Here is a 21,871-nt window from a genome sequence, read left to right as displayed (position 1 = left end):
CTGCTACCTATTCCTGTTAATAACAGCTATTTCATAAATAGAAGGTGGTGCCGTTGCCCGGGTAATATTGAGCCTTAGTTTATTTGTTTTGTATTTTTTGGGTAGCCGGATCACCTTGCAGTCACCTATTGTTTCTTCGGCCAGGTAAATAGTCTGCCATTGATCATTAATGCGGATATCAATGTTGTATGCCTTGATCCGGGGTTCTCTTATTTGTGAAAAACCGTCTGTTGAATTTCTCACGTCCTGGTATTCGAAGATGCTTATCTTATCAAAGGACTGATTCGGGTCTAAAGTCATTTCCAGTTGGGCCGTAGTATCTTTTGCTGCCCAGCGGGTGTCCATTTTACCATCGTTTATTTTTATGGCCGCGTATTCATTGTTATTATCCGGCCAGGTATTGTTTGCCGTAACCGGCTGAAGCAGGGAAATGAATTTACCGTTTTTAGGTAATGGTTTACCTGCAGCCAGGCCTAATCTTTTTGCCAGCTCTATCGCCGTATTGGCTTCGTATTCCCTGATGCGGCCGGTAGCATCCGGAGGAATATTCATCACCAGGCTATTGTCGTTGGCGGTGGTCCAGTAAAACAGTTCCTCGAGTTCGTCAACGCTCCGGGTGGGGAGTTGTACAGATTTCTGGAACCAGTTCCAGTTTTTACTAATGCATATCGTATGTTCAAAAGGAAGGTAGTAGGATCTGCCCTGGTGGAGATATTGTTTTTTATCGAACAGGTTGATGATCTTGGGGTCCCATAAACGGAAATCAGAAGGAAAGTAATGGAAGTAGTACTTGTTATCCTCCGTCATATCAGAAGGTAAAGTGAATTTTCTTTTCCCTTCCTCGTTCACAATGGTATGGTTCACACTCACGGCACAAAGCGGGTTGTATTTTTTAGCCAGCGCATATATTTTATCAATGCCCCATTGGTCGGGTTTTCTATCCCAGCCACCATCTAACCACAATTCGCAGATGGGTCCGTAATTGGTGAACAACTCTGTCAGTTGCTGCAGCATATAATTAACATACACCTGCGGATCTTTATCTTTATAAGTAGGTTCGTGCCGGTCCCAGAGCGAATAGTAGATGGCAAACTGTAAGCCGTATTTTTTACAGGCCGCGGCCACCGCTTTTACCACATCCGTTTTAACGGGTGAAGCCGCCACATCATAATTGGTATACTTACTGTCCCACAAACAAAAACCATCATGATGTTTAACCGTTAACAATACATAGCGGAAGCCCGCTTCTTTGGCCACTCTTACCCATTGGTCGGGGTCGAGTTGGGTAGGGTTGTATTTTTCAACAGGAATGGTACCATCTGACCATTCAATATCGGCAAACGTATTAATGCCAAAATGGATAAACATGCCATAACCGCGTTTGATTAAAGCCTGCTGTGCTTTATTGGGTGTGGTAGCGGGTATTTGTAACTGGGCAAACAGGGTATTGCCTGCTAACAGTATAATAAAAAGTAAGACGGTTTTATACATGGCATTTGTTTAATAACCGGTTCACTGTAACCAGTACAACAGCCGGGCTCCTGCAATAAGCTTTAAAAATATCGGAAGTTTTCGATATAACCACATGCAAACGGGTGCATTAAATTTTACTTTGAAACAGGGGCTAAACATAAAGTATTGCTTACATTTAAGGTATCCAATTTTATATCTCTTAAATTAACTGTTGCCTGTTATGTTGTATGCAAAAAAATATATCCCGTTGGTCATTTTATTGACCATTTTACTGACAGGCACATCCGGTAAACAACCGGAGCCGCAAAAAGCACGTAAACAGCCAAATATCATTTTTATTTTTTCAGATGATCATGCCTACCAGGCCATTGGCGCATACGGTAATAAAATAGCACAGACACCCAATATTGACCGCATTGCGCGGGAAGGCGCTTTATTTAAAAATGCTTTTATCACCAATAGTATCTGCGGACCCAGCAGGGCCATTTTACTGACCGGCAAGTATAGTCATGTAAACGGCTTTACCCGCAACGAAGCTCGTTTTGATACTACGCAGTTTGTTTTTCCAGAGTTGTTACAACAAAACGGCTACCAGACTGCCTGGATCGGCAAACTGCATTTAAAAAATGTGCCCCGCGGATTGGATTACTGGAACTTGTTACCAGGTCAGGGGCATTATTATAATCCTTCATTCATCAATACTAATGATGATACGACTATCGTAAAAGGATATGTAACAGATATTATCACCAGGACCTCCATTAACTGGCTGCAGGAACGTGATGCCGATAAACCATTTTTCCTGGTAGTAGGCCAGAAAGCCACCCACCGCGAGTGGTTACCTGCTATTGAAGATCTTGGTGCTTATGACCATATTAATTTCCCGCTGCCGGATAATTTTTATGATGACTATAAAGGCCGTGAAGCCGCAGCAAAACAGGACATGACCATTGATAAAACCATGTTGCTGAACTCGGACCTGAAGATACATGCGGACTATACCAAAATGAGGGATTATAACCGGCTGGAAGGTGAACAGAAGAAATTGTTTTATGATTATTATGAAAACAAGATCAGTAAAGAGTTTGACGAGAAGAAACTGACCGGTAAAGCTTTGACAGAATGGAAATACCAGCGTTATATGAAAGATTACCTGGCCACAGCCAATTCCCTGGACCGGAATATAGGCCGGTTATTACAATACCTTGATGAAACGGGGCTGGCAGAAAATACCATTGTGATCTATGCTTCTGACCAGGGGTTTTATATGGGTGAACATGGCTGGTTTGATAAACGGTTCATGTATGAACAGTCATTGCGCACGGCCTTTATGATGCGTTACCCCGGTGTCATTAAACCCGGTACCGTTATTAATGACTTTACCCTGGGGCAGGATTGGTCAGCCACTTTACTGGATGCGGCCGGGATAAAAGTACCGGCCGAAGTACAGGGAGTTTCGGTGATGCCGTTAGTAAAAGGCAAAAAATCGCCTGGCTGGCGTAAACAGGTTTATTACCACTATTATGAGTTTCCGGAGCCTCACCATGTGTATCCGCATTTTGGTTTGCGTACCGAACAATATAAACTGATCAGGTTTTACGGTGGTATTGATAGCTGGGAATTGTATGATCTGAAGAATGATCCGGATGAAATGAAGAATATTTATGCCCTGAAAAAAAATACCATGCTGGTCAGTCAGTTAAAATCATCTTTAAAAAATTTAATGGTACAGTATAAGGATACTGCCGCCTTAAGGATTGCAGGCTTCCGGTAAACAACCCGCGGGGATAATTCCAGGGTTAACAACTGGTAAAATGAAGTTTATTGCGCTACCAGGTATTTTGAAATATCAAGACCAGGAGAGCTTGTATACCGGCCATGATCATCTACCAGGATAGCGCTCATTCCGGGAAAACGTTTTAAAAGCCTTAAGCCAGCCTGTTTGCCTAATACCATGATGGAAGTACTCAGCCCGTTAGCCAGTTCGGCACCCGGGCCAAACACAGTAACACTGCTTAGCCCGGTGGCAGGATAACCTGTTTTGGGGTTAATGATATGCGCATATCTTTTCCCATTGAAGGTGACAAACTTTTCATAACTACCGGAAGTAACAACCGCGCCGCTGTCCAAAGGAATGATGGCAAAAAAACGATCGGTGTCTTTAGGGTCTGTGATACCGATATTCCAGTTGCTGCCATCCGGGCGTTTGCCCCAGGTATTCATATCACCCGAACCATTTATAATGCCTGCCGGTACTCCTTTGGCCATCATCATGGCTTTACATTTATCGGCCGCATACCCTTCGCCCAGGGCGCCGAACCCTATCTTCATGCCTTTTAACTTCAGGAAGATGGTACTTTCCTTTTTATTGAGTATGATATTTTTGTAACCCACTTTAGCCACTGATTTTTTGATGGCTTCCGGTGAGGGCATACTGGTCATAGAACCATCAAATTTCCAGATCCTGTCCATGGCCGCAAAACTTATATCAAAAGCACCACCGGTGAGCTCGGATAAACGGATAGCCCGTTCTGTTAGCTCAAATACTTCCTTATCCACTTTCACAGGTGTTATCCCGGCATTTTGATTCACTTTTGATACCTGGGTATAGGATCGCCAGTCAGATATCAGGTCTTCAATCCTTGATACTTCCGCAATCACCGCATCAATATTTGCTTCGGCAGATATTGAATCCTTATCCACGATGGTAATATCGAACCGGCTACCCATTAAGGTAACTGTTCGTTTCCTTAAAACCTGGGCAAACACCCCCAGGTTACATAATAACAAAACGCCGAGTATAGCAATTTTTGATCTCATCATTTACCCAATGTTTCAATAAGGGCTTTTGCATTTGTATTGCCCGGATCAAGTTCAAGTGAACGTTTATAATTTAGCAGCGCTTTTTTGGTATTTCCTTTTTTATAATAGGCTTCCCCCAGGCTGTCAAAAACATTTCCCGATGCAGGAAATAGTTTTGTATTGTATTCAAAAATCAGGATAGCATCATCCACCCGGTTCTTACCCAGGTAAGCATAACCTATTTCATTTAATGAAGATTCGCTATCAAAATCATATTCCTGCGATGGCTGTTTTTTCAGTTTTTCATATTCCCTTATCAATGCCTTTGCACCTAACTTGTCCATTTGTTTTTGCAATAGACCTGTAACCGGTTTTTTAGGCTGTTTATATGGCTTACCATCAAGAATAGCCTGTATGGCCGCATTCAGCTCATATAAATTACCCTGTTTGTTATTGGTCATTAATATAACGGTGCGTTGTTTGGGCGGGTCACTTACCAGTAAAGCATTATAATTAAAAGCGCTTCCGTCGTGTATATGCCGCATTACCTGTTCGCCTTCCATATACCCGCCACCGAGTCCTGATTGTGTATTAGGACGTACCGGCACCAATATGGATTTTGTAGTTTCTGGAGAAAGCAGGCGGAAAGAAGAAATACTTTGCGACCATTTATAAAAATCGTCCAGGGTTACGGCGGTCCAGCCGGAAATGGGTATGATCAATGAATTAGCTTTCCCTTCGTTATTAAATGCTGTTGTCAGCAAAGTATCACTTGCCGGTGGGTCAACCCTTGCGTTCGTCATATTACAGGGTTTTAATAACTGCTCTTCCACAAAGGCATTAAAAGTTTTACCGGTTATTTTTTCAATGATCCTGCGCTGTAAAAAAACATTATTGTTATTATAGGCATAGTTGGTACCCGGTTCAAAATCCAGTTTCTGCAGGGTCATTAAATCCTGCATATTATCTGCATCTGATTTAACGGTCTTCCATTTTACATCAGGCAGGCCACTGGTATATTGCAGCAGGTTTATAATACCGATCTTTCCTGCCCAGGCTGGCAGCTCCGGCAGGTATTGTGCCACTTTATCATCAAGGTTCAGCTTTCCCTGCTCCTTCAACAGCATAATAGCTACCGCATTAAACTCTTTGGCAATGGAACCTATGTGAAAACGGTGCTGTTGGGTGAGCCGCGTTTTATGGGTTGGATCGGTCCAGCCAATAGCTTTCTGGTACAGTATTTTACCCTTGTCGGCTATTAATACATTACCGTTAAAAATGCCCAGCCGGTTTGCCCGGTGTATCATAGAATCTATAATGGTTGCCCTGTTTTCTTGGCATTGTACAGAAATGCCTGAAGTAATAAGTATACAAAGCAAAAAAAGCTTTACCCGTACCGATTCCTTTTGCATAAGGATTTGTTTTAGCTAAGTTAGGAAACTAAGTACAGCCGGATAAAATATTCATATAAAACAAGGCAACAAGCTACCACCTATAGCCATCAGGTATTATCCTTACCTGATCAACCTGTTAAGCCGGTTGATCAGCAGTGTTCCGTCAGAAGGCCGGGGAGCTTTCAGGGTTTCGACCTGGCCTTTTTGGTTCAGCAGGAAGTAGCTCGGAAAGCCTTCAATGGCATACATACCCATAAAAATTTTTGTAGCATCTTCATCCAGGAAATAATGCTCCCCGGGATGTTTTTTATTGTTTACCAGGTTTGACCAGGTTTTCATTTCCGATTGCAGGCAGAGATTGATAAATACAATTTTTGAAGTATCCACCCCGGCTTTTATTTCCGGCATTTTTTCCATCTCTTTAAAGCAAGGCACACACCAGGTGGCATATATATCAATGTACAATACTTTACCCGGGTATTTTTCAACCAGGTAAGACAGCACTTTTACCGGTGGAACGGTTTCCGTACGGCCATCATTAAAATAGGATATCCCTGCAACCGGCTTTTCATTCAGTACAGGACGTTGAATATTATCAGCCGCCTGTAAGAGATAAGCATAGGTCAGGGTATCGTGGAATAAGGACGGAAGCGCTGGTAACGAATCTGTCAGTTGCGGTGATTTGGGAAGCAGCGTATTTATAAAATTGAACAACATATAATCACGGGCAAGGCCTTTCGGCTCACAGGATAAAAGACGCAGCGCCTGTGCCGCCGCTTTCGCATACTGACCTTGTTGTTGAAGATTATTTATACTGCTATCCGTTTTAAGCAGGGTATGCGCATAATTAGCCAGGTGATAGGGGAACATCATAGATTGAAAACCGGCTTCATTATACTGATCAAATAATGGTTCCCGGTATAAAGCATGATTCAATATCAACCGCCCTGTGATACTATCCTTTGCCGTAAGATTATCGGATGCCCAGTAAGAGATCGTATTCCTGATATCTATTGCCGCCCATTTTTTTACAGCCGGTAATAAAGGGTATTGCTTACTGTAGTTTTCTAACATAGCCAGGCACCGTGCATATTCCATGGCGGCACTGTCTTTCATGGTTGTTACTGACCCTGCCAGCTGAAACGTTTTACTGGTATAGCGGCTAAAGTAATGATGCCAGAGATTTACCTGTGTACTTTCTGTTGCATGATCCCCGCCGATGGATAACCACTCAAAGTTTTTCTTTTTCAATAAAGCGCCGTCTATCAGCAGGTGTACCGAATCACCGGGTTGAACATAGAGATTGATAAAGGTATTATTGTATTGTATGGTCATATTTTGCGTGAAGATCATTTCGCCCGAGGAAGCAAGCCGGTTTTGTTCATCAAATGCCGCACTCTTTCGTAACCGTATAAAGGGGTTCAGAAAATTAAAGACCATTGCCCGCGGTGTACTGCTGTCCGCATGTATTAATTGTGCGGTGATTTTTACAGTTCCCGGCTGTAATGACTGGGCCAGGGTGGTGGCATAACAAAGCCATGCCACCAGCAATGCTGATAGTTTACGTAACATATTGTTTAATTGATCAGGGGTGAATAATGTTGTTGAGTGCTTTTTTAACCCCTTCCAGGTTTTGCCTGGATATGGGAATTTTTGTCTTATCGGATAATAATAAAGTACCGCCGTCTTCCTTTAAAAAACTTTTTACAAAATGCATATTTACCAGGTGTGATTGGTGCACCCTTTGAAAACCATGTGCCCGAAGCAGGTCATCATATTCTTTCAGTGTTTTGCTCACCAGTATATTTTCACCATTCTGCAGAAAGAATAATGTATAATTATCAGAAGCCTCGCACCGGATGATCTCCTCCAGTTTTACATAATGTGTTTCCTTCAATGTAGGAAGGGCTATACGCAACGATCCCGCCTTTGGTTTTTCCAGGTAAGCCAGCAGGTTACCGATATTTTTATTCTGCTGATTGTTTTTTATTTTTTCTGTTGCCTTATCAACGGCCTGCTTTAACTCGGCTACAGCAACCGGTTTCAGCAGGTAATCGAGGGCAGAGAATTTGATAGCCTGTATGCCATACTGATCGTATGCCGTAACAAATATTACTTCAAATGCCGGTTTGTCTACTAATCGCAGCAGGTCAAAACCTGTTTCACCCGGCATTTGTATATCCAGGAAAACAAGGTCCGGTGCATGTGTTTCAATTAATAGTAACCCCTCCTGCACAGAACGGGCAGTTCCCGCAAATTCCAATGCGGGGCAGTGTTCCTGTAAAAGCAATTGCAGGTTCTCCAGGTTATTGGCCTCGTCATCAATTAATATATAACGGATATTCATGGCAGCCAGTTATTTAAAGTGATCGTAATAGTTGTACCTGTTGCAGCGGACTGGATATGCATCACAAACGGCTCGCCGGGATAAAGGTTATTCAAGAGGTAGATCCTTTCCCGGCTTAATTTCAGGCCAAACCCTCCGTTTATATTATCCGGCTGAAAGCCGGGCCCATTATCCGTTACTGTTAACTGTAATGTTTTGCCGGCCGGTGCTGCTGTTACGGTGATATGGCCACCCGGCTTGCCTGCTACCCCATGTTTCGCTGCGTTTTCGATCAATGGTTGTAATAACAGGGGCGGTATATCAATAATACCCGGATTCAGCTTTTCATCCATCACCAGTGTATACGTAAATCCAAAACGCAGTTGCTCCATTGCAAGGTAATCGTCAGCCAGTTTCCATTCCTGCTCCAGGCTGATCATATCCTGTTCACTGCTGTTCAGGGTGGCACGGGTAAGGCTGGCAAACCTGGACAGGTAATGATTGGCCTCAGTAATCGCCTGTTTGTTCACCAGGTTCTGGATAGAAGCAAGGGCATTGAAAATAAAATGAGGGTTTAGTTGTGAACGCACCGTTCTCAGCTGCAATTGTACCGCTTCTTTCTGTTGTGATAACTGTTGCATTTTCTTTTTTGCTTTGTTGCGGTACAACCAAAACCCTAAAAAGAAAACAATAACAGTTAAACCTAATGCCAGTAATAATCCCCTGGCCAGTGTATTACCGGGCGAAGCACCGGTTACTTCAAATGGAATGCGCAGCAATAAGGATTCATTCCATTCAGGGTACCTGGATTGCCGTTGAAAAATAAGTTGATATTTACCCGGCGTATTGAAATAGAGCGGGTCTGCAAAAAAGTATCCATGCCGGTCTGCCATTCCCAGGTATAATGTATCTCTTTTTTCTCCGGCCATACGAATAAGGTGCACACCATAAACACGGGTTTCTTCCTTCTTCAGTTGAAAGGTGAGGGAACGGATACTGTCAGCCGGGAAGCGCAGGTCCTTCGGCGCATGGGTTATACTATCAAATGTTGTGGCATAGCCTTTATTTGCTCCGGTAAAAGCCAGGTTGAAATAATTACCGGGTACTTCTACAATCACCTGCTCCAGGCGGGGTTGTATGTCCGTTCGCCAGTCAAATACCACTCCTTCCCTTACCGCATAATTTTTACTGTTGCACACTTCCACTACTATCCACTTACCCGGCCGGTTAAATGTACCAATAAAAGCAAAAGGCTGTTTTGCACCATAATCCATACGTAAGTCAGTTACCGGCGACCAGGGAATTAATTCAACACTATCATTCTCCACCACCCGGTAGCGAAAGTCTTTATAGTTGGATGCATTAATGCCCATCGCCACCAGTACCACATCAGAGCTGTCGCGTATTAAAAAAGAATAATACTGTTGTGTAATAGAGCCTACGACCGCGGAATAAAAATACATCAATGCCGGATTTAGTTTTACCCCCAGCATAACAGGACTGGCCGGTTCTGTAGCAATAAAATTGCCACTGGTATTGTTCAGCTGATCGAAAATAGTATAAATAGCCGTGTCACTTACCGGGAAGTAAACCGGCTGCCTTACCCTATTGGCCTTTTCGGTAGCATTTGTATTGAAAAGGAAAACATTGCCAAATGTATTGTTCCTCTTATCCTGTGCAATGCCTAAGGATACCTTCAACAGGAACATCATACTTATAGCACTATAAAAAAGATGTTTGCGGTATATCATGCTGCAAATTATACCGAAAATCATTGCGGCCATAGCAAAATGAGTAAATGACGAACCTGCCTGAGTATCCGGCATCAATCAATTAAAAAGGGTTACAGCCTTACGGCTATAACCCTTTCTGTTATCATGATTGTTAAGTAGAACTATTGCAGATCAACATCCACATACACCGAATGACGGCCGTATGTTTCGTAAAACGGTTTAAACACCACATCACCAATGGTAAATTCTAATTTTTTCGGATCACCTTTTATTGACTTGCTGATATCATTAGTATCCAGCGTTATTTTACGCCATTCTTTCCTTGCTTCAGGCTCCTGGGCCGCTAATAATATGGGGCCATAAAACAGGCTGGCAATATTCTGCTGGTCCATCACAGGGTCCAGGTGAAATTGGAAAGGCATTTGCAATGTTATCTTATCGCCATCTTTCCAGTTACGGCTTATTTTCAGGTAACTACCCGGTTTAGCTGTTAAGTTTTGCTGTTTGCCATTGATGGTTACAATAAAGCCTTTAGTGGCCCATCCGGGTACACGCACATGAATATCAAACTGGCCGCTCCCTTTAATGGTCAGGCTGGTATGATCTTCTTTCGGAAAATCAGTGGTTTGTTCTATCCTTACATTACGCTCTGTCCAGTCTAATGTGGAAGGCACATACAAGTTCACATACAAGGCTTTATTGTCCCTGCTTTTAAAATAAATGGAGTTTTGCAGTTTGGTGCTGCTCTCTATGGCAGTACCATTACAACAGGTAAAGCCTGTCATATTGGGATTACCGAATTGTTTTACCGATCCGGGACGCAGTGGTACATGATAGGTATTGGCCGGGCTTTTCTCCGCTACCGAAGCCAGGATATGATTGTATAAAGCACGTTCATAATAATCCATCAGCTCTGCTTTTTGTTCAAACAAAAACAGGCTACCTGTAAGCTTCAGCATATTATACGTAGCACAGGTCTCATTTTGTCCGCCTGCCGAAAAACCATTCTCGTACAGGGTTCCGGGCTGGCTGATGAAACATTCTGCATTGGCCGGGTTACGGGCGCCTGCCACACCACCAATGCTGTACATATAATCATTCACAGCCTTGTACCAGAAATTATCCGCCACTTTATAATATTCAGGATCATTAGATACACCATACATTTCAATACTTCCTACTATCTGCGGTATATGCTGGTTGGCATGCAGGCCACGGAATATATCTACATTCTTCGCCAGCCCATGTGAGTGATTGGCATCTCCAAAGAACACCCGGATATTATCAAACAACTGTGCTGTCTTCAGGTAATGTGCTTTACCTGTTATTTTATACAGGCGGGCCATGGATTCATTCATACCACCATACTCGCCGGCGATATAGGTATTCCACATTTTGATCAGTGTATCTTTGGGTAACTGGTTTAAACGGGCATATACCCAATCGCCCATACCGGCTGCCACATCAAGCGCCTTTTTGTTGCCGCTTACTTCATACACATCTATTAAACCGGCAAGTATCTTATGCAAAGTATAATAAGGCGCCCACACCTGGGTTTTCTGTCCGCCGTACTTGGCCCCTTTTTCCAGCATAATAAACTGGTCAGGCGGATAAGCGCTGATAAAACCGGTTCCCCAGTTCCAGTAATCGGTACGGATGCCGGCATCACTCAGATCAGAATCATAACCTGCTTTACCGGGGCCGGGCGGTACTACTGCCGGATCAGCCACATGCGGCGTACCTGTTTCTTTTGGCTTGCCGGATAGTTGTGATAACTCATACAGTGTATTCACCATCTGGTCCATTTTGGCTGCAAAATTGGCCTGTAATGTTTTATCGTAACCGGTGCCGGCATAAGCCTGTGCAATGGCCGTGAGGTAATGCCCTGTAGCATGGCCCCTTAATTTCGTATCCTGGCTGTCCCATACGCCCAGTGGCTTTGCTCCTTCCGGTTGCTGCTGTCCAAATGCATGGCGAAACATATACAGGAAAGAATTGGGATCGGTTTTGGCCAGTGTAGTAATAAACTTATCACGGTTCTCTGTGAATTTGGTTTCGTGACCATGTGCATCTGTCTTTAATGAAACCTGTTTCAGGTCAAAGGCTTGCAGTTTTGCAACAGGAGTAGCTGATTTAACCGCATTTTTTACTGTAACAATTGCCTTTGGCTGAAAGCTGGTACCGGCAACACGACCGGTAATAGTATAGGTGCCTGGTTTTAATACCGCATTGTTATCAACCGCTGCAGGCCATAGTACCCGTACTTTAGGTCCTTTTACTTTATTCTTATAAGTACCCTGTACATAACTGGGCAGCCTTGGCAGGTTTCCGGTTGTGGTTTCAACCTTCACATCCGCTACAGCCGTTAAATACACATTATACAATTGTGCTTCAGTAGGCGAGAAATGAGGTAACTCGTCTTCTTTCTTTCCTGTTGTATTAACCGCCCCATCATTTACGCCACGCTGGGCATTAAAATAAATACCCCCGATCTGCCTCCTGCTCAATGCAACCCGGTAAATACGGAAATCATGCAGCAATGCATTCAGATTGGGTTCACCGGCTGATAAAGATTTACCGATATAGAGTTGTTTACTTTCTCCCGCCTGGCCAAATAAGGCCGCCAGGTCCAGGGGTGTATCTTTCAATTCACCGGCAGGTTTACCATCCACATAAGTGGTCATTGTTTTGGAAGGCACATCCACCACCACCACCAGGTGTACCCATTTGTTTAATTCAATAGCCGGAGCTACCGCTTCATTCCTGCTTCCTTTGTCTGAAGTGATCAGGGCCTGGTATCCTTCTTTACCCTGAATGCCTGCAGGCGCTACAGCAAAATGTTGAGCGGCATCCTTTCCAAAATCAAAGAAACGTTGTCCTGCCTGTTTGGATCGTAAGTATATCCATCCCGATATGCTCAGCGATTCCATATCCGTTAAAGTTTCGCCCGGAAGTGTAACAAAAGCATTGCTTTCACCGGAAAGTGATAATACTTTTCCAAAACGGTTATCGTTGATAAACTTTACTTCATTGCCCTGTATCTTTCCATGCAGGTTATTCCTTGACCAGTCTTTCACATCCCCGTTAAACAGGTAACGTGCGATCAGTCCGGTTTCACCTATCCCATCCAGGATCTGGTCACCGCTTTGCGCCCGGGTTATGGTTACACCCGAGGTGAAAACAGTTATCAACAGGAAGAGCCGCAGGCATACTTTGTACATTTTCATATTTTAATCTTTTTCAGCAATAGCCTTGTGCAAACAAAAGGAATAAATCACTGCGAATCAACAGATTTCTTTTTATTCTTTTGTGCCGTTTAACAACTTATAAAAAAAGGAAAAATTCTTGTGTTTTGATAAGTATATATTAGCTAATAATCGTATGATATTGACAGGCACACCACCCTGAACAGTTCCGTGATTGTTTTTGTTTCATAACACCGGCTTTTATGAATTAAAATAACGACCGGGGTATATTAATTCCTCAGCCATTGTTTTTTTAAACCAGTTGCCTGTTACATAAAAGCAAAAAGGTTTTCATAAAAAATGAAAACCTTTTTTTGTAACGGGTCTTTTATGCTTTTATAAATTACCTTTTTTCAACTCGCTTACGGCAAAATCAACTGCACGTGCCGTTAATGCCATATAGGTTAAAGAGGGATTAACACAGGAAGCCGAAGTCATACAGGCCCCGTCGGTTACAAATACATTCCTGGCATCCCAAACCTGGTTATTACCATTCAACACCGAAGTTTTAGGATCGCGGCCCATACGTGCCGTGCCCATTTCATGTATCGCCATACCAAATTCGTAACCCTCATCTGAGGTCTTTACATTTTTCACTCCCGCTGCTTCCAATATCTCTTTGGCATCATTCACCATATCGATACGCATTTTCTTTTCATTCTCCCTAACGGCTACATCCATCTCCAGTACCGGCAAGCCCCATTTATCTTTTACATTACTGCTAAGTTTGATCGTGTTATCATGATAAGGCAATATTTCACCAAAGGCTGTTAACCCCATTGTCCATGCTCCCATTTCGGTCAATGATTCCTTTAACGCCACTCCAATGGTCATCTCCGCCACTTCGGCTCCACGGCCACGCCCCGCACCTCCCTGGTAACCAAAACCACGCAGGTAATCCCGTTTATCATTGTAAATATTCCGGAATTTTGGGATATAAATACCCGTTGGACGACGGCCATAGGTACGGTAATCCTCATAGCCTTCCACCTGGCCGCTGGCACCGCAACGGGACTGGTGATCCAATACATTATGCCCTAACTCACCACTGCTGCTGCCTAAGCCCTCAGGCCAGATATCTGTGGCAGAGTTCATTAATACCCAGGTAGAGTTAAAAGTAGAAGCGCAGACAAATACAATTTTCGATTTGTATTCGTAAGTCTGGTTGGTCTCCGCATCCAGTATCTCCACACCGGTTGCCTTCCTGGTATCCTTATCGTATAAAATTTTAGTGACAATAGAAAAAGGACGCAGGGTTAAATTACCCGTCGCCATAGCCGCCGGTAAAGTAGCCGATTGGGTGCTGAAATAAGCACCGAACGGACAACCCCGCCAGCAACGATCACGGTACTGGCAATTCACCCGGTCATGATGTGGCTGCGTAAGATTGGCACTGCGGCCAATAAACATGTGACGGGTATTGTTGTAATGTTTTTTTATTCTTGCAGCCAGATCTTTCTCTACAATATTCATTTCCATCGCCGGCATAAAATCACCATCAGGCAATACTTCCAGGCCTTCCTTACTACCCTGTATGCCCGCAAATCTTTCAACATAACTATACCAGGGAGCTATATCATCATAACGGATGGGCCAGTCGATCGCAATACCTTCCCTGGCATTGGCTTCAAAATCCCATTTATTAAAACGATAAGTCTGGCGACCCCATAATAAAGAGCGGCCACCGACATGGTAACCACGGGTCCAGGAAAAAGGTTGGGTTTCTATATAAGGACAGTCCTTTTCATTGGCCCACATACCATCCACTTCCTCGCTTAATGTGTATTTACGTTTTACGACGGGATGATCTTTGATCATCTGCTGGGTACGGTTATTACGGTGTTCAAATTCCCAGTTCTCCTTGTTGGCATTTACATAGTCCTTTTTGTGTTCTATATTCCTGCCCCGTTCAAGCATAATTACCTTCAGGCCTTTTTCACAAAGCTCCTTGGCGGCCCAGCCACCACTGATACCTGAACCAATTACAATTGCATCATACTGATTATCTGCCATGTGGATCGTTTTAAACATCTCCCGCTTTTTTAGGGAGTGCTGTAAAAAGAGCCCTTAAGATAACTGTTTTACACTATTCAAATACTTTTTCAGGCAGAAAGCACCAGGGTAATGAGCATACTTTACAACAAGAGGTTTACAGCAAAACGGTAAACCTCTTGATCATTATTAAATATTTTTATGAGAACTATCCCCCGCTGCCGGGTAAAGGCAGCTTAATATCTGCGTAACGCCAGGCCTTATCAAAACGGCTTTTTACCTGGGCGGCTGTCGCCTTTCCCTGTTTTTCCAACGCTTCGTATAAACCTGAAAGCGCCCAGCCATTTTCCTTCCAGGTATACAGGTCCTGTTCATATACTTTCTCGGCTTCGCCATATCTTCCGGCCTGTAACAAGGCCGCTCCCAGGTGGTGCCGCACCGAAAAAAACCAGTCGGGTGGTTCATTATAGTTCAGGTTATCTTCAATGGCAATGGCTTTATTGTATTCATCAATGGCTTGCGTGTGATCTTTCTTTTCACGGTAAATTTCTGCTGCCAGCACATGCACCGCTATCTGTACTATATCCGACATGTTATTAATATTCCAGATGGTGATTGTCTTTAATGCTGTATCCTTTGCCAGCTCTTTCAAACGGGTAAGTTCACCTTCCGCTTTCGTTATATCTTTCTTTCCCATAAAAGCCATGCCCCTCGCATAATGCAGTATAGCACGGGGATAAATTAAATCAGCGGGCAGGTTTTGTACTGCAAGTATACTGTCCCATAACCCGAACTTGACTCCCACAAAGTAAGGTATGGAGTAATAGTGCTGTAAGGTTCCCCAGCCAGGCTGTATCATTATATCTTTTGCTGTTTTTTCCTGTACTTCTTTTGCTGCCCTCCAGGCCAGTTTTGAATTTCCTTCAAAGGTTGCCGTTGCTGCCAGGTAATGATAGTTATGCGGATAGTAAGCCAGCGGGTAGGCTCCCTGCGCATGACAGGCAGTGATATAGGTACTATCCGCTTTTATAGCTGCTATATTGGACAATGAACCCAGGTGATAATCGCCTGTCCAGATATAAATATGCGAAGGCATGTGCAAGAGGTGACCGGAACCCGGCACCAGGGTCATCAGCAGTTCAGCGGCCGCTAATCCTCTTTCGGGTTTATCAGATGCTTCTACTGCATGAATATAAAAATGCGGAGCACCCGGGTGCCGGGGATATTGTTTTATTAGTTTTTCCAGCACACCCACGATCTCCGGTGTCCAGGGCTTAGGTGCTTTTGTTTTTTTATCATACAGGTCCCAGGGATGCATATTCATTAACGATTCGGCATAAAGAGTGCTGATATCCGGGTCACCGGGATAGGTTTCATACACTTTTTGCATGGCCCTGGAATAAGCTATATCAAGATGAGCCCGGCTGGCCGGCGGCTCTGCCACATAGCGGACGGATAAAGCGGTGATCAATGCTTTTTCCTTTGCCGTAACATTACCCGATAAGGCAATGGCCTTTTGAACCGCCTGGTAAGCCCGCTGGTAATTATCATCTTCCATCCCCGCATTATAGTTTGGCCCCAGTACGTAAGCAAAGCCCCAGTAGGCCATAGCACAGGTGGAATCTAAACGGGTAGCCTCAAAAAATGAACGCGCTGCTTCAGCATGATTAAAGCCATAGGACAACATGATACCCTGGTTAAAATAAGCCTGTACTTCTTTGTTGTTGGTGGAAATTTTAAAATCAATGCCTTCAAGACCATTTAACAGCGGTGCTTTGGTTCCGGCCGAATACCAGGCTTTATCTGTCGTTTGAGGCATACAGCCGATGGCAGCAGCATTAGGCTTAGTGGGATCAGGTTGTTGCTTATCAGGCCCGTTACAGGCAGTAGCCCAGCCAAGGATGGCCAGGTAAAACAGGAATTTTTGCATATAGGAAGGTTTAGGTTTTATTTTAATTCCCGCTCAATGCTACTACCCTCCAACGCTCTTATCCATATTCCGGCCAGGTAGTATCTATACTCCTTATTTTATTGCTGTTCGGCTATCTCCACTATAAATATCATATATTTTTATAATATTATATAAAATATATGACAGGCTTTACCGGCCATGTTCCGGTTATCAAATTACACCCTTTTTCTGTTACATTTACAGGTAACAAGCCCACATCAAAATGACAATAGAACAGGTATTCCGGGATAAGACCATTAAAGCCAAAGCTAAGGTGGCCACTATTGGTGACTGGCTGGTGAATAAGGAATTACACACAGATGAGTTACTGGTATATGCTGAAAAACAAAAAGTTTCTGACAAAGCCACCTGTATGGAAGCGCTGGAATATGCCACTAAAAAGGATCCAACAATTGCGGATGAAAATGTACTTTCATTTGTAACTACAGCCCTGAAAGAAGACGAGCCCCGTGTAAAATGGGAAAGCGCCAGAGTGATCGGCAATATTGCAAAACATTTCCCTGACCAACTGTATAAAACCCTCCCCGGTCTTTTACTGAACGCCGCCAATACCGGTACCGTTGTACGATGGGCTTCGGCCTATGCGCTGGCAGAAATATTAAAGCTGAAAACGGACCTTAATAAAAAACTATTGCCCGGGATCGAAGCCCTTGCTGAAAAAGAAACAGACAATGGTGTAAAGAAAAAATACCTTGATGCATTGAAGAAAGTAAAAAAATAAGAAAGGGGATCAATTGCCTGTGTACCGTCAATTGATCCCTGTACAGAAAAACTCCCATTAACGCCTTACCTCATTGCACTGTTAAACAATGATACCTGCTGGCTGATTTTCCTGTATTACACTATAATTCTTTGTATAAAGCCAATGCTACCGCACGTAACAAATCTTTGCTGATACGTTTTTTAAAATCCGGCTCAATATATTCAAAACGTATTTCTCCTTTTTTATTCAAAATAAAAACAGATGGTACCGGTAAAAGTTTCTCCGTATTTTTTCCACCCGAACCTTCAGTTATTATTTTACTATACTGCTGCGGGGCAACATAAGCTATACCCATTTGCTTTGCCAGTGTAAGATCCGCATCGGAAAGCAGCGTATAAGCCAGCTTATCCTTCGTTATACTTTTCTGAAGATTTTCAGGCTTATCGGTACTTACCGCAATAACCTGGTAGCCGGTATTACTCAGTTCTTCCTCTATTTGCTGTAAACCTGATAATTGAATATTACAATAGGGACACCAGCCACCACGATAAAAAATAAGAATGGTGGGTTTGGCTGCAATGGCCGCTTTCAAATCAATGGTTTTGCCGGAGGCATCGCTCAGCATAACAGCAGGCACCTGTTCACCTATCAATAAAGGAGAAATATCTTCCGGTTTTTCCGGGAACCTGTCCTGAGCCGCTGCATCATGCACCGTTGAAAAAGTAAAAAATGCTGCCAATAAATAAGTTATCATTTGTTTCATTGTATACTATTAAATTTTTTATACGATACGATCATTACGTTTATAAACAGTAATATTATTACCGGTATGTTGTTTAAAAAACCTGCTGAAATGGGCAGGACTTGTAAAGCCTAAAGAATAGGCAATTTCCTTGGCTGTTTTATCTGTGTATTGCAGATACCGTTTCGCTTCCAGTATGATCCTCTCCTTGATCAGCCTGGAGGGGGCCGGCACTCCAAGCATAGCAAATAAGTTAGTGAGCGTTTTGGGTGACTTATTCAATGCCTGGGCATAAAATTGTACTTCGTGTTCATTTTTATAATGTCCCTCTACTAAAAGGTTAAACATCCGGATCATATCCAGTTTATCATCGGAAAGATCTGAATGATCGCAGGCCTTCCGGGCAATACGTGTAATACTTATGATCAGTCTTTTAAGTAAGGTACGTAACATTTCGCCCTGCATTCTGTCCTTTACCTGCATATCCGACTCACATAAATGCTCTATTATATTTACTTCCTGTATATCCTCATGCGAAAGATTGGTAAACAGCGGCTGACGTGTTCCGTAAAAAATAAACCCCACACATCCCACTTCCACATCATGATCTACTATGCAATAAAACTCCCGGTTAAACTGCCATGCAATAAGCAACTCCGGCCGTTCAAATACAAAATGCTGGTTTGCCATAAGTGTAAGTACCGTATTGCGTTCAAACTCATACGGTACCTCATCTACCCATACTTTCTGGCTGCTGTTTTTATTATACACAATGGTGTTAACAGTAGTGTTTTTTAGTATTCCTTCGCCTCTCAACCCCGGATTGTCTTTATGCACCAGCAGAAATCCTTCGGTTTTTTTATCTTCAAATAATAGCTCCATGCACATAAAAGTACTTTTTCGGCTTCACAAATCATTCCCTTATTTACTGCCTGTTTACCGGGTTAATATTTTATAATTATCAAAAATGATCAGGAAAAGGGTAACAGGTTGTAAGTGTGATGGTAAGAACCTGTTACCCTTACTATTATTATTTATTAAAAGTGACTTTTATCATCTGGTTAACCGGTGGCAGTGTTGTATACACATTCGGGTTAGCAACTTCCTGTATGGGTTTTGTTTCTGCCGGGGCCATGCCACTGGCACCCGGAAACAGGTCAAGTGCCGTACCATTGTCAAACAATCCCATTAGTGAAGACAGGTCACTGTTTTTGATATCTTCCATACCAATACCATTTCCTCTTGTGGCAAAAAACCAGTCTTTGCTAAAGCCATACATGGTAGCTACTGCAACGCGGTCTCCCTGGGCCAGGTTCAGCTGTTGAGAAACTTTTCCACCGGATTTATCCCCTATTTTAGGTAATAGTACAGTAGTTGCAGGCTCCTTCAGTACATATACCTGTTTAACGCCTGCTTTTGTACGCAATGCTGCAGCCAGTATATCGGCATTGCCCATTTGTGCCAGTTCTTTAAGCCCTTCACCCCGGTCTTTTTCACCTGTTTTATAAAACGGATTACCATTATATACAACAACCAACACAGGAGAAAGTGGGGTAAAAATACCCGTCATCCCGGTAAGGTAAGTGCTGAGCATTGTATTATCACCCATTTCGGCAATATTGGTAAGCCCGTTTACACTCAGCTGGCCTTTAGTATATATGGGCATTGCATTTTGTAAAGTACCGCCTACGTTATAAGAAATGGTCCAAACACCGGGACTAAAGGGAGTTTCATTTAATGTTCCGCCCGAATTATTCATTAACGTAACGGTAAACTTTGAATTACCATCATAGGCGAGGCTTGCTTTTAACAACTGTGATGCGGGCAGGTAATTGTTTCCCTGCGCATCGGTACCTGTAACTTCGGTAACCGGCTTAGGTGATGTTTCCGCAACACCCGGATGCGTTACATTCATACCCGGCGCCTGGTTAATGCGGGTACCGTTATCCCATAATTTTACCTGTGCCGATACGTCACCTGTAAACGGCTTACCGGCATCATCATATAGTTTTATACCGGGATTTTCGGGAGCAAAAAACAGATCGTTACTCCAGCCATACATCGTAGCAAAACTCAATGCCTGGCCGGGGCCCGCGTAAAAGCTAAAACTTATTGACTGTCCCGGGAAAATAACAGGCGGCGTACCGTTGCCCTTAAAAGTACCGGACTGTACAAGCGGTTTACTGTTCAATACATTTTCAATAGTTATAGTTCCCTGTTCGGGATTCATTGAATTATTTTTTTTACACGATGCTGCCAGTATAATAAACGAGAGTAATAGGATAAAACTCCCGGCAGGACGTTTTATCAGTGTTTTTGTGCTGCTCATAAAAATTATTTTAGGTGTTATATTATGAACAGTAAAAGTATTTTTAGTACGTGGCACTGGCAATGCCTGAAGTTCCCGATAAATTGACGATAGTTCCCGAAGCAACCGGTTTAACAGAACTTTTGGTTATACAAGATGAAATAATGAAAATACAATGAGCATGGCAAAAAAGCCCTGTATGATAAGTTGTAATACCGTAAAAAGAAAAAGTAACAAGCGCGCTTGTTACTTTTTTTCCAGAAGCAATCCTGCTGAAGAATAATTTCATCACATGCCCGCTTCCATCAATAATATATTAAATGTATGTCCATCCGGATCCGCAAACGCAAAACCATAATAACCGGCCTTATCCCTTCCGGCCTCGGTTAAAACAGTACCACCCGCTTCTTTTACCTTACGGCCCCATTCGTTCACTTCTGTTTCTGTTTCCGCAGAAATGGTAAAAATAATTTCACTGTTATTATTGCCGCCTGGTTTTAAATATTCATCTATTTGCGAACCCTCCTCAAAAAAATGGATCACAAAATCATCGTCCCCAAACAGGAAACTGGCCAGCTTAGGATAGCTGTTCATGCCGGAGGGTGTAAAGCCTAATACGGCATAAAAACGGCGGGTACGCTCAGCGTCTTTCACACTGAAATTAGCCCATATTTTTTTTGCTTTCATATTGCTGTATTTGGGAAAAAGGGACAGTAATCATGCCAAGGTGACCTACAGCTCCACCACCTGTTATTTGCCGCCTGCCCTACCTGGTGGCTTTAACCACCCTGATCTTATTGGTTTCTTTTTCCACCCCGATATCCAGTTTCTTTTTATCCTGTAAACTTTCCTGTAACAGGGAGAGGTCTTTTTTAAAGTCTTCATTTTCTTTATCCAGCCAGAAAGAGGAGGCCATAATGCCGATCTGTACCCGGTAAACAGCGCTGTCTTCTTCTACCAGTTGTTCTATTACCTGGCCCTGATACCAGGAAAGGTCGGACGGTTGTTTATTGCCTGCGCAGGAAGTTACCAGTACGATTAATGCAATAAGAATAGTCTTAATCTGTATGTTATTTCTTTTCATGTTTTATAAAGTTTATAGCATAGTTTATCCGTGAACATTCAATTGCTGATACCCGAAGCAGCATCAGCAATTAAAACAAAAATTTCAATAAAAACTA

Annotated in this window: 16 protein-coding genes; 2 read left to right on the top strand and 14 right to left on the bottom strand. The window is 43.1% G+C overall.

All coding sequences use genetic code 11. The features are described 5' to 3' along the window. Window positions 1-3: 3 nt before the first annotated feature. Entirely contained in the window at window positions 4-1,491 is a 1,488-nt protein-coding gene (locus ACFS6H_RS06220; protein ID WP_386096352.1) for an alpha-L-fucosidase, read from the bottom strand. A 202-nt stretch (window positions 1,492-1,693) separates the two neighbouring features. Here ACFS6H_RS06220 and ACFS6H_RS06215 point away from each other — a divergent pair, with 202 nt between their 5' ends. Further along, a complete protein-coding gene (locus ACFS6H_RS06215) occupies window positions 1,694-3,247 on the top strand; it encodes a sulfatase family protein (RefSeq protein WP_386096350.1) in 1,554 nt (517 codons plus the stop codon). Window positions 3,248-3,294: 47 nt separating this feature from the next. Here ACFS6H_RS06215 and ACFS6H_RS06210 read toward each other — a convergent pair whose 3' ends face one another. The 8 genes from ACFS6H_RS06210 to ACFS6H_RS06175 all read right to left on the bottom strand — a co-directional run bounded on the left by ACFS6H_RS06210 (window position 3,295) and on the right by ACFS6H_RS06175 (window position 16,895). Next, window positions 3,295-4,296, bottom strand: a complete 1,002-nt coding sequence (locus tag ACFS6H_RS06210) for an FAD:protein FMN transferase (protein ID WP_386096348.1) — start codon at window positions 4,294-4,296, stop codon at window positions 3,295-3,297. Beyond that, entirely contained in the window at window positions 4,293-5,687 is a 1,395-nt protein-coding gene (locus ACFS6H_RS06205; RefSeq protein WP_386096346.1) for a serine hydrolase, read from the bottom strand. The genes ACFS6H_RS06210 and ACFS6H_RS06205 overlap by 4 nt, the downstream gene beginning before the upstream one ends. Before the next feature lie 102 nt (window positions 5,688-5,789). Beyond that, window positions 5,790-7,241 (bottom strand): TlpA family protein disulfide reductase, encoded by a 1,452-nt coding sequence (locus tag ACFS6H_RS06200; protein ID WP_386096344.1) that lies wholly within the window; start codon window positions 7,239-7,241, stop codon window positions 5,790-5,792. 13 nt (window positions 7,242-7,254) lie between these two features. Beyond that, on the bottom strand, window positions 7,255-8,016 hold the full coding sequence (locus tag ACFS6H_RS06195; RefSeq protein ID WP_386096342.1) for a LytR/AlgR family response regulator transcription factor: 762 nt from the start codon (window positions 8,014-8,016) through the stop codon (window positions 7,255-7,257). Next, window positions 8,013-9,746, bottom strand: coding sequence for a sensor histidine kinase (locus tag ACFS6H_RS06190; protein WP_386096340.1), 1,734 nt, complete (start codon window positions 9,744-9,746; stop codon window positions 8,013-8,015). The genes ACFS6H_RS06195 and ACFS6H_RS06190 overlap by 4 nt, the downstream gene beginning before the upstream one ends. A gap of 143 nt (window positions 9,747-9,889) precedes the next feature. Beyond that, window positions 9,890-12,955, bottom strand: a complete 3,066-nt coding sequence (locus ACFS6H_RS06185) for a beta-L-arabinofuranosidase domain-containing protein (RefSeq protein WP_386096338.1) — start codon at window positions 12,953-12,955, stop codon at window positions 9,890-9,892. 354 nt (window positions 12,956-13,309) lie between these two features. After that, on the bottom strand, window positions 13,310-14,986 hold the full coding sequence (locus tag ACFS6H_RS06180; protein WP_386096336.1) for a GMC oxidoreductase: 1,677 nt from the start codon (window positions 14,984-14,986) through the stop codon (window positions 13,310-13,312). A 187-nt stretch (window positions 14,987-15,173) separates the two neighbouring features. After that, on the bottom strand, window positions 15,174-16,895 hold the full coding sequence (locus ACFS6H_RS06175; protein ID WP_386096334.1) for a tetratricopeptide repeat protein: 1,722 nt from the start codon (window positions 16,893-16,895) through the stop codon (window positions 15,174-15,176). Between the two features lie 244 nt (window positions 16,896-17,139). On the opposite strand from ACFS6H_RS06175, the gene ACFS6H_RS06170 reads away from it, so the two are divergent. Further along, window positions 17,140-17,658, top strand: a complete 519-nt coding sequence (locus ACFS6H_RS06170) for a HEAT repeat domain-containing protein (RefSeq protein ID WP_386096332.1) — start codon at window positions 17,140-17,142, stop codon at window positions 17,656-17,658. A gap of 121 nt (window positions 17,659-17,779) precedes the next feature. Here the strand turns inward: ACFS6H_RS06170 and ACFS6H_RS06165 are convergent, their stop codons facing one another. From ACFS6H_RS06165 to ACFS6H_RS06145, 5 genes are all read right to left on the bottom strand, one after another. Beyond that, on the bottom strand, window positions 17,780-18,403 hold the full coding sequence (locus ACFS6H_RS06165) for a peroxiredoxin-like family protein (RefSeq protein ID WP_386096330.1): 624 nt from the start codon (window positions 18,401-18,403) through the stop codon (window positions 17,780-17,782). Between the two features lie 18 nt (window positions 18,404-18,421). Further along, a complete protein-coding gene (locus ACFS6H_RS06160) occupies window positions 18,422-19,264 on the bottom strand; it encodes a helix-turn-helix domain-containing protein (protein WP_386096328.1) in 843 nt (280 codons plus the stop codon). 148 nt (window positions 19,265-19,412) lie between these two features. Beyond that, entirely contained in the window at window positions 19,413-20,711 is a 1,299-nt protein-coding gene (locus ACFS6H_RS06155) for a spondin domain-containing protein (RefSeq protein WP_386096326.1), read from the bottom strand. Window positions 20,712-20,978: 267 nt separating this feature from the next. Beyond that, window positions 20,979-21,377 carry a VOC family protein gene (locus tag ACFS6H_RS06150; RefSeq protein WP_386096324.1) on the bottom strand — a complete coding sequence of 133 codons (399 nt, stop codon included), beginning with the start codon at window positions 21,375-21,377 and terminating at the stop codon, window positions 20,979-20,981. Window positions 21,378-21,456: 79 nt separating this feature from the next. Next, window positions 21,457-21,774: a hypothetical protein gene (locus ACFS6H_RS06145; RefSeq protein WP_386096322.1), complete on the bottom strand. Its 318-nt coding sequence runs from the start codon at window positions 21,772-21,774 to the stop codon at window positions 21,457-21,459. Between the last annotated feature and the right edge of the window lie 97 nt (window positions 21,775-21,871).

Source organism: Terrimonas rubra, from assembly GCF_042686025.1.
In the GTDB taxonomy this organism is placed as follows: domain Bacteria; phylum Bacteroidota; class Bacteroidia; order Chitinophagales; family Chitinophagaceae; genus Terrimonas; species Terrimonas rubra.
This window is presented reverse-complemented; position numbering and strand designations above follow the sequence as displayed.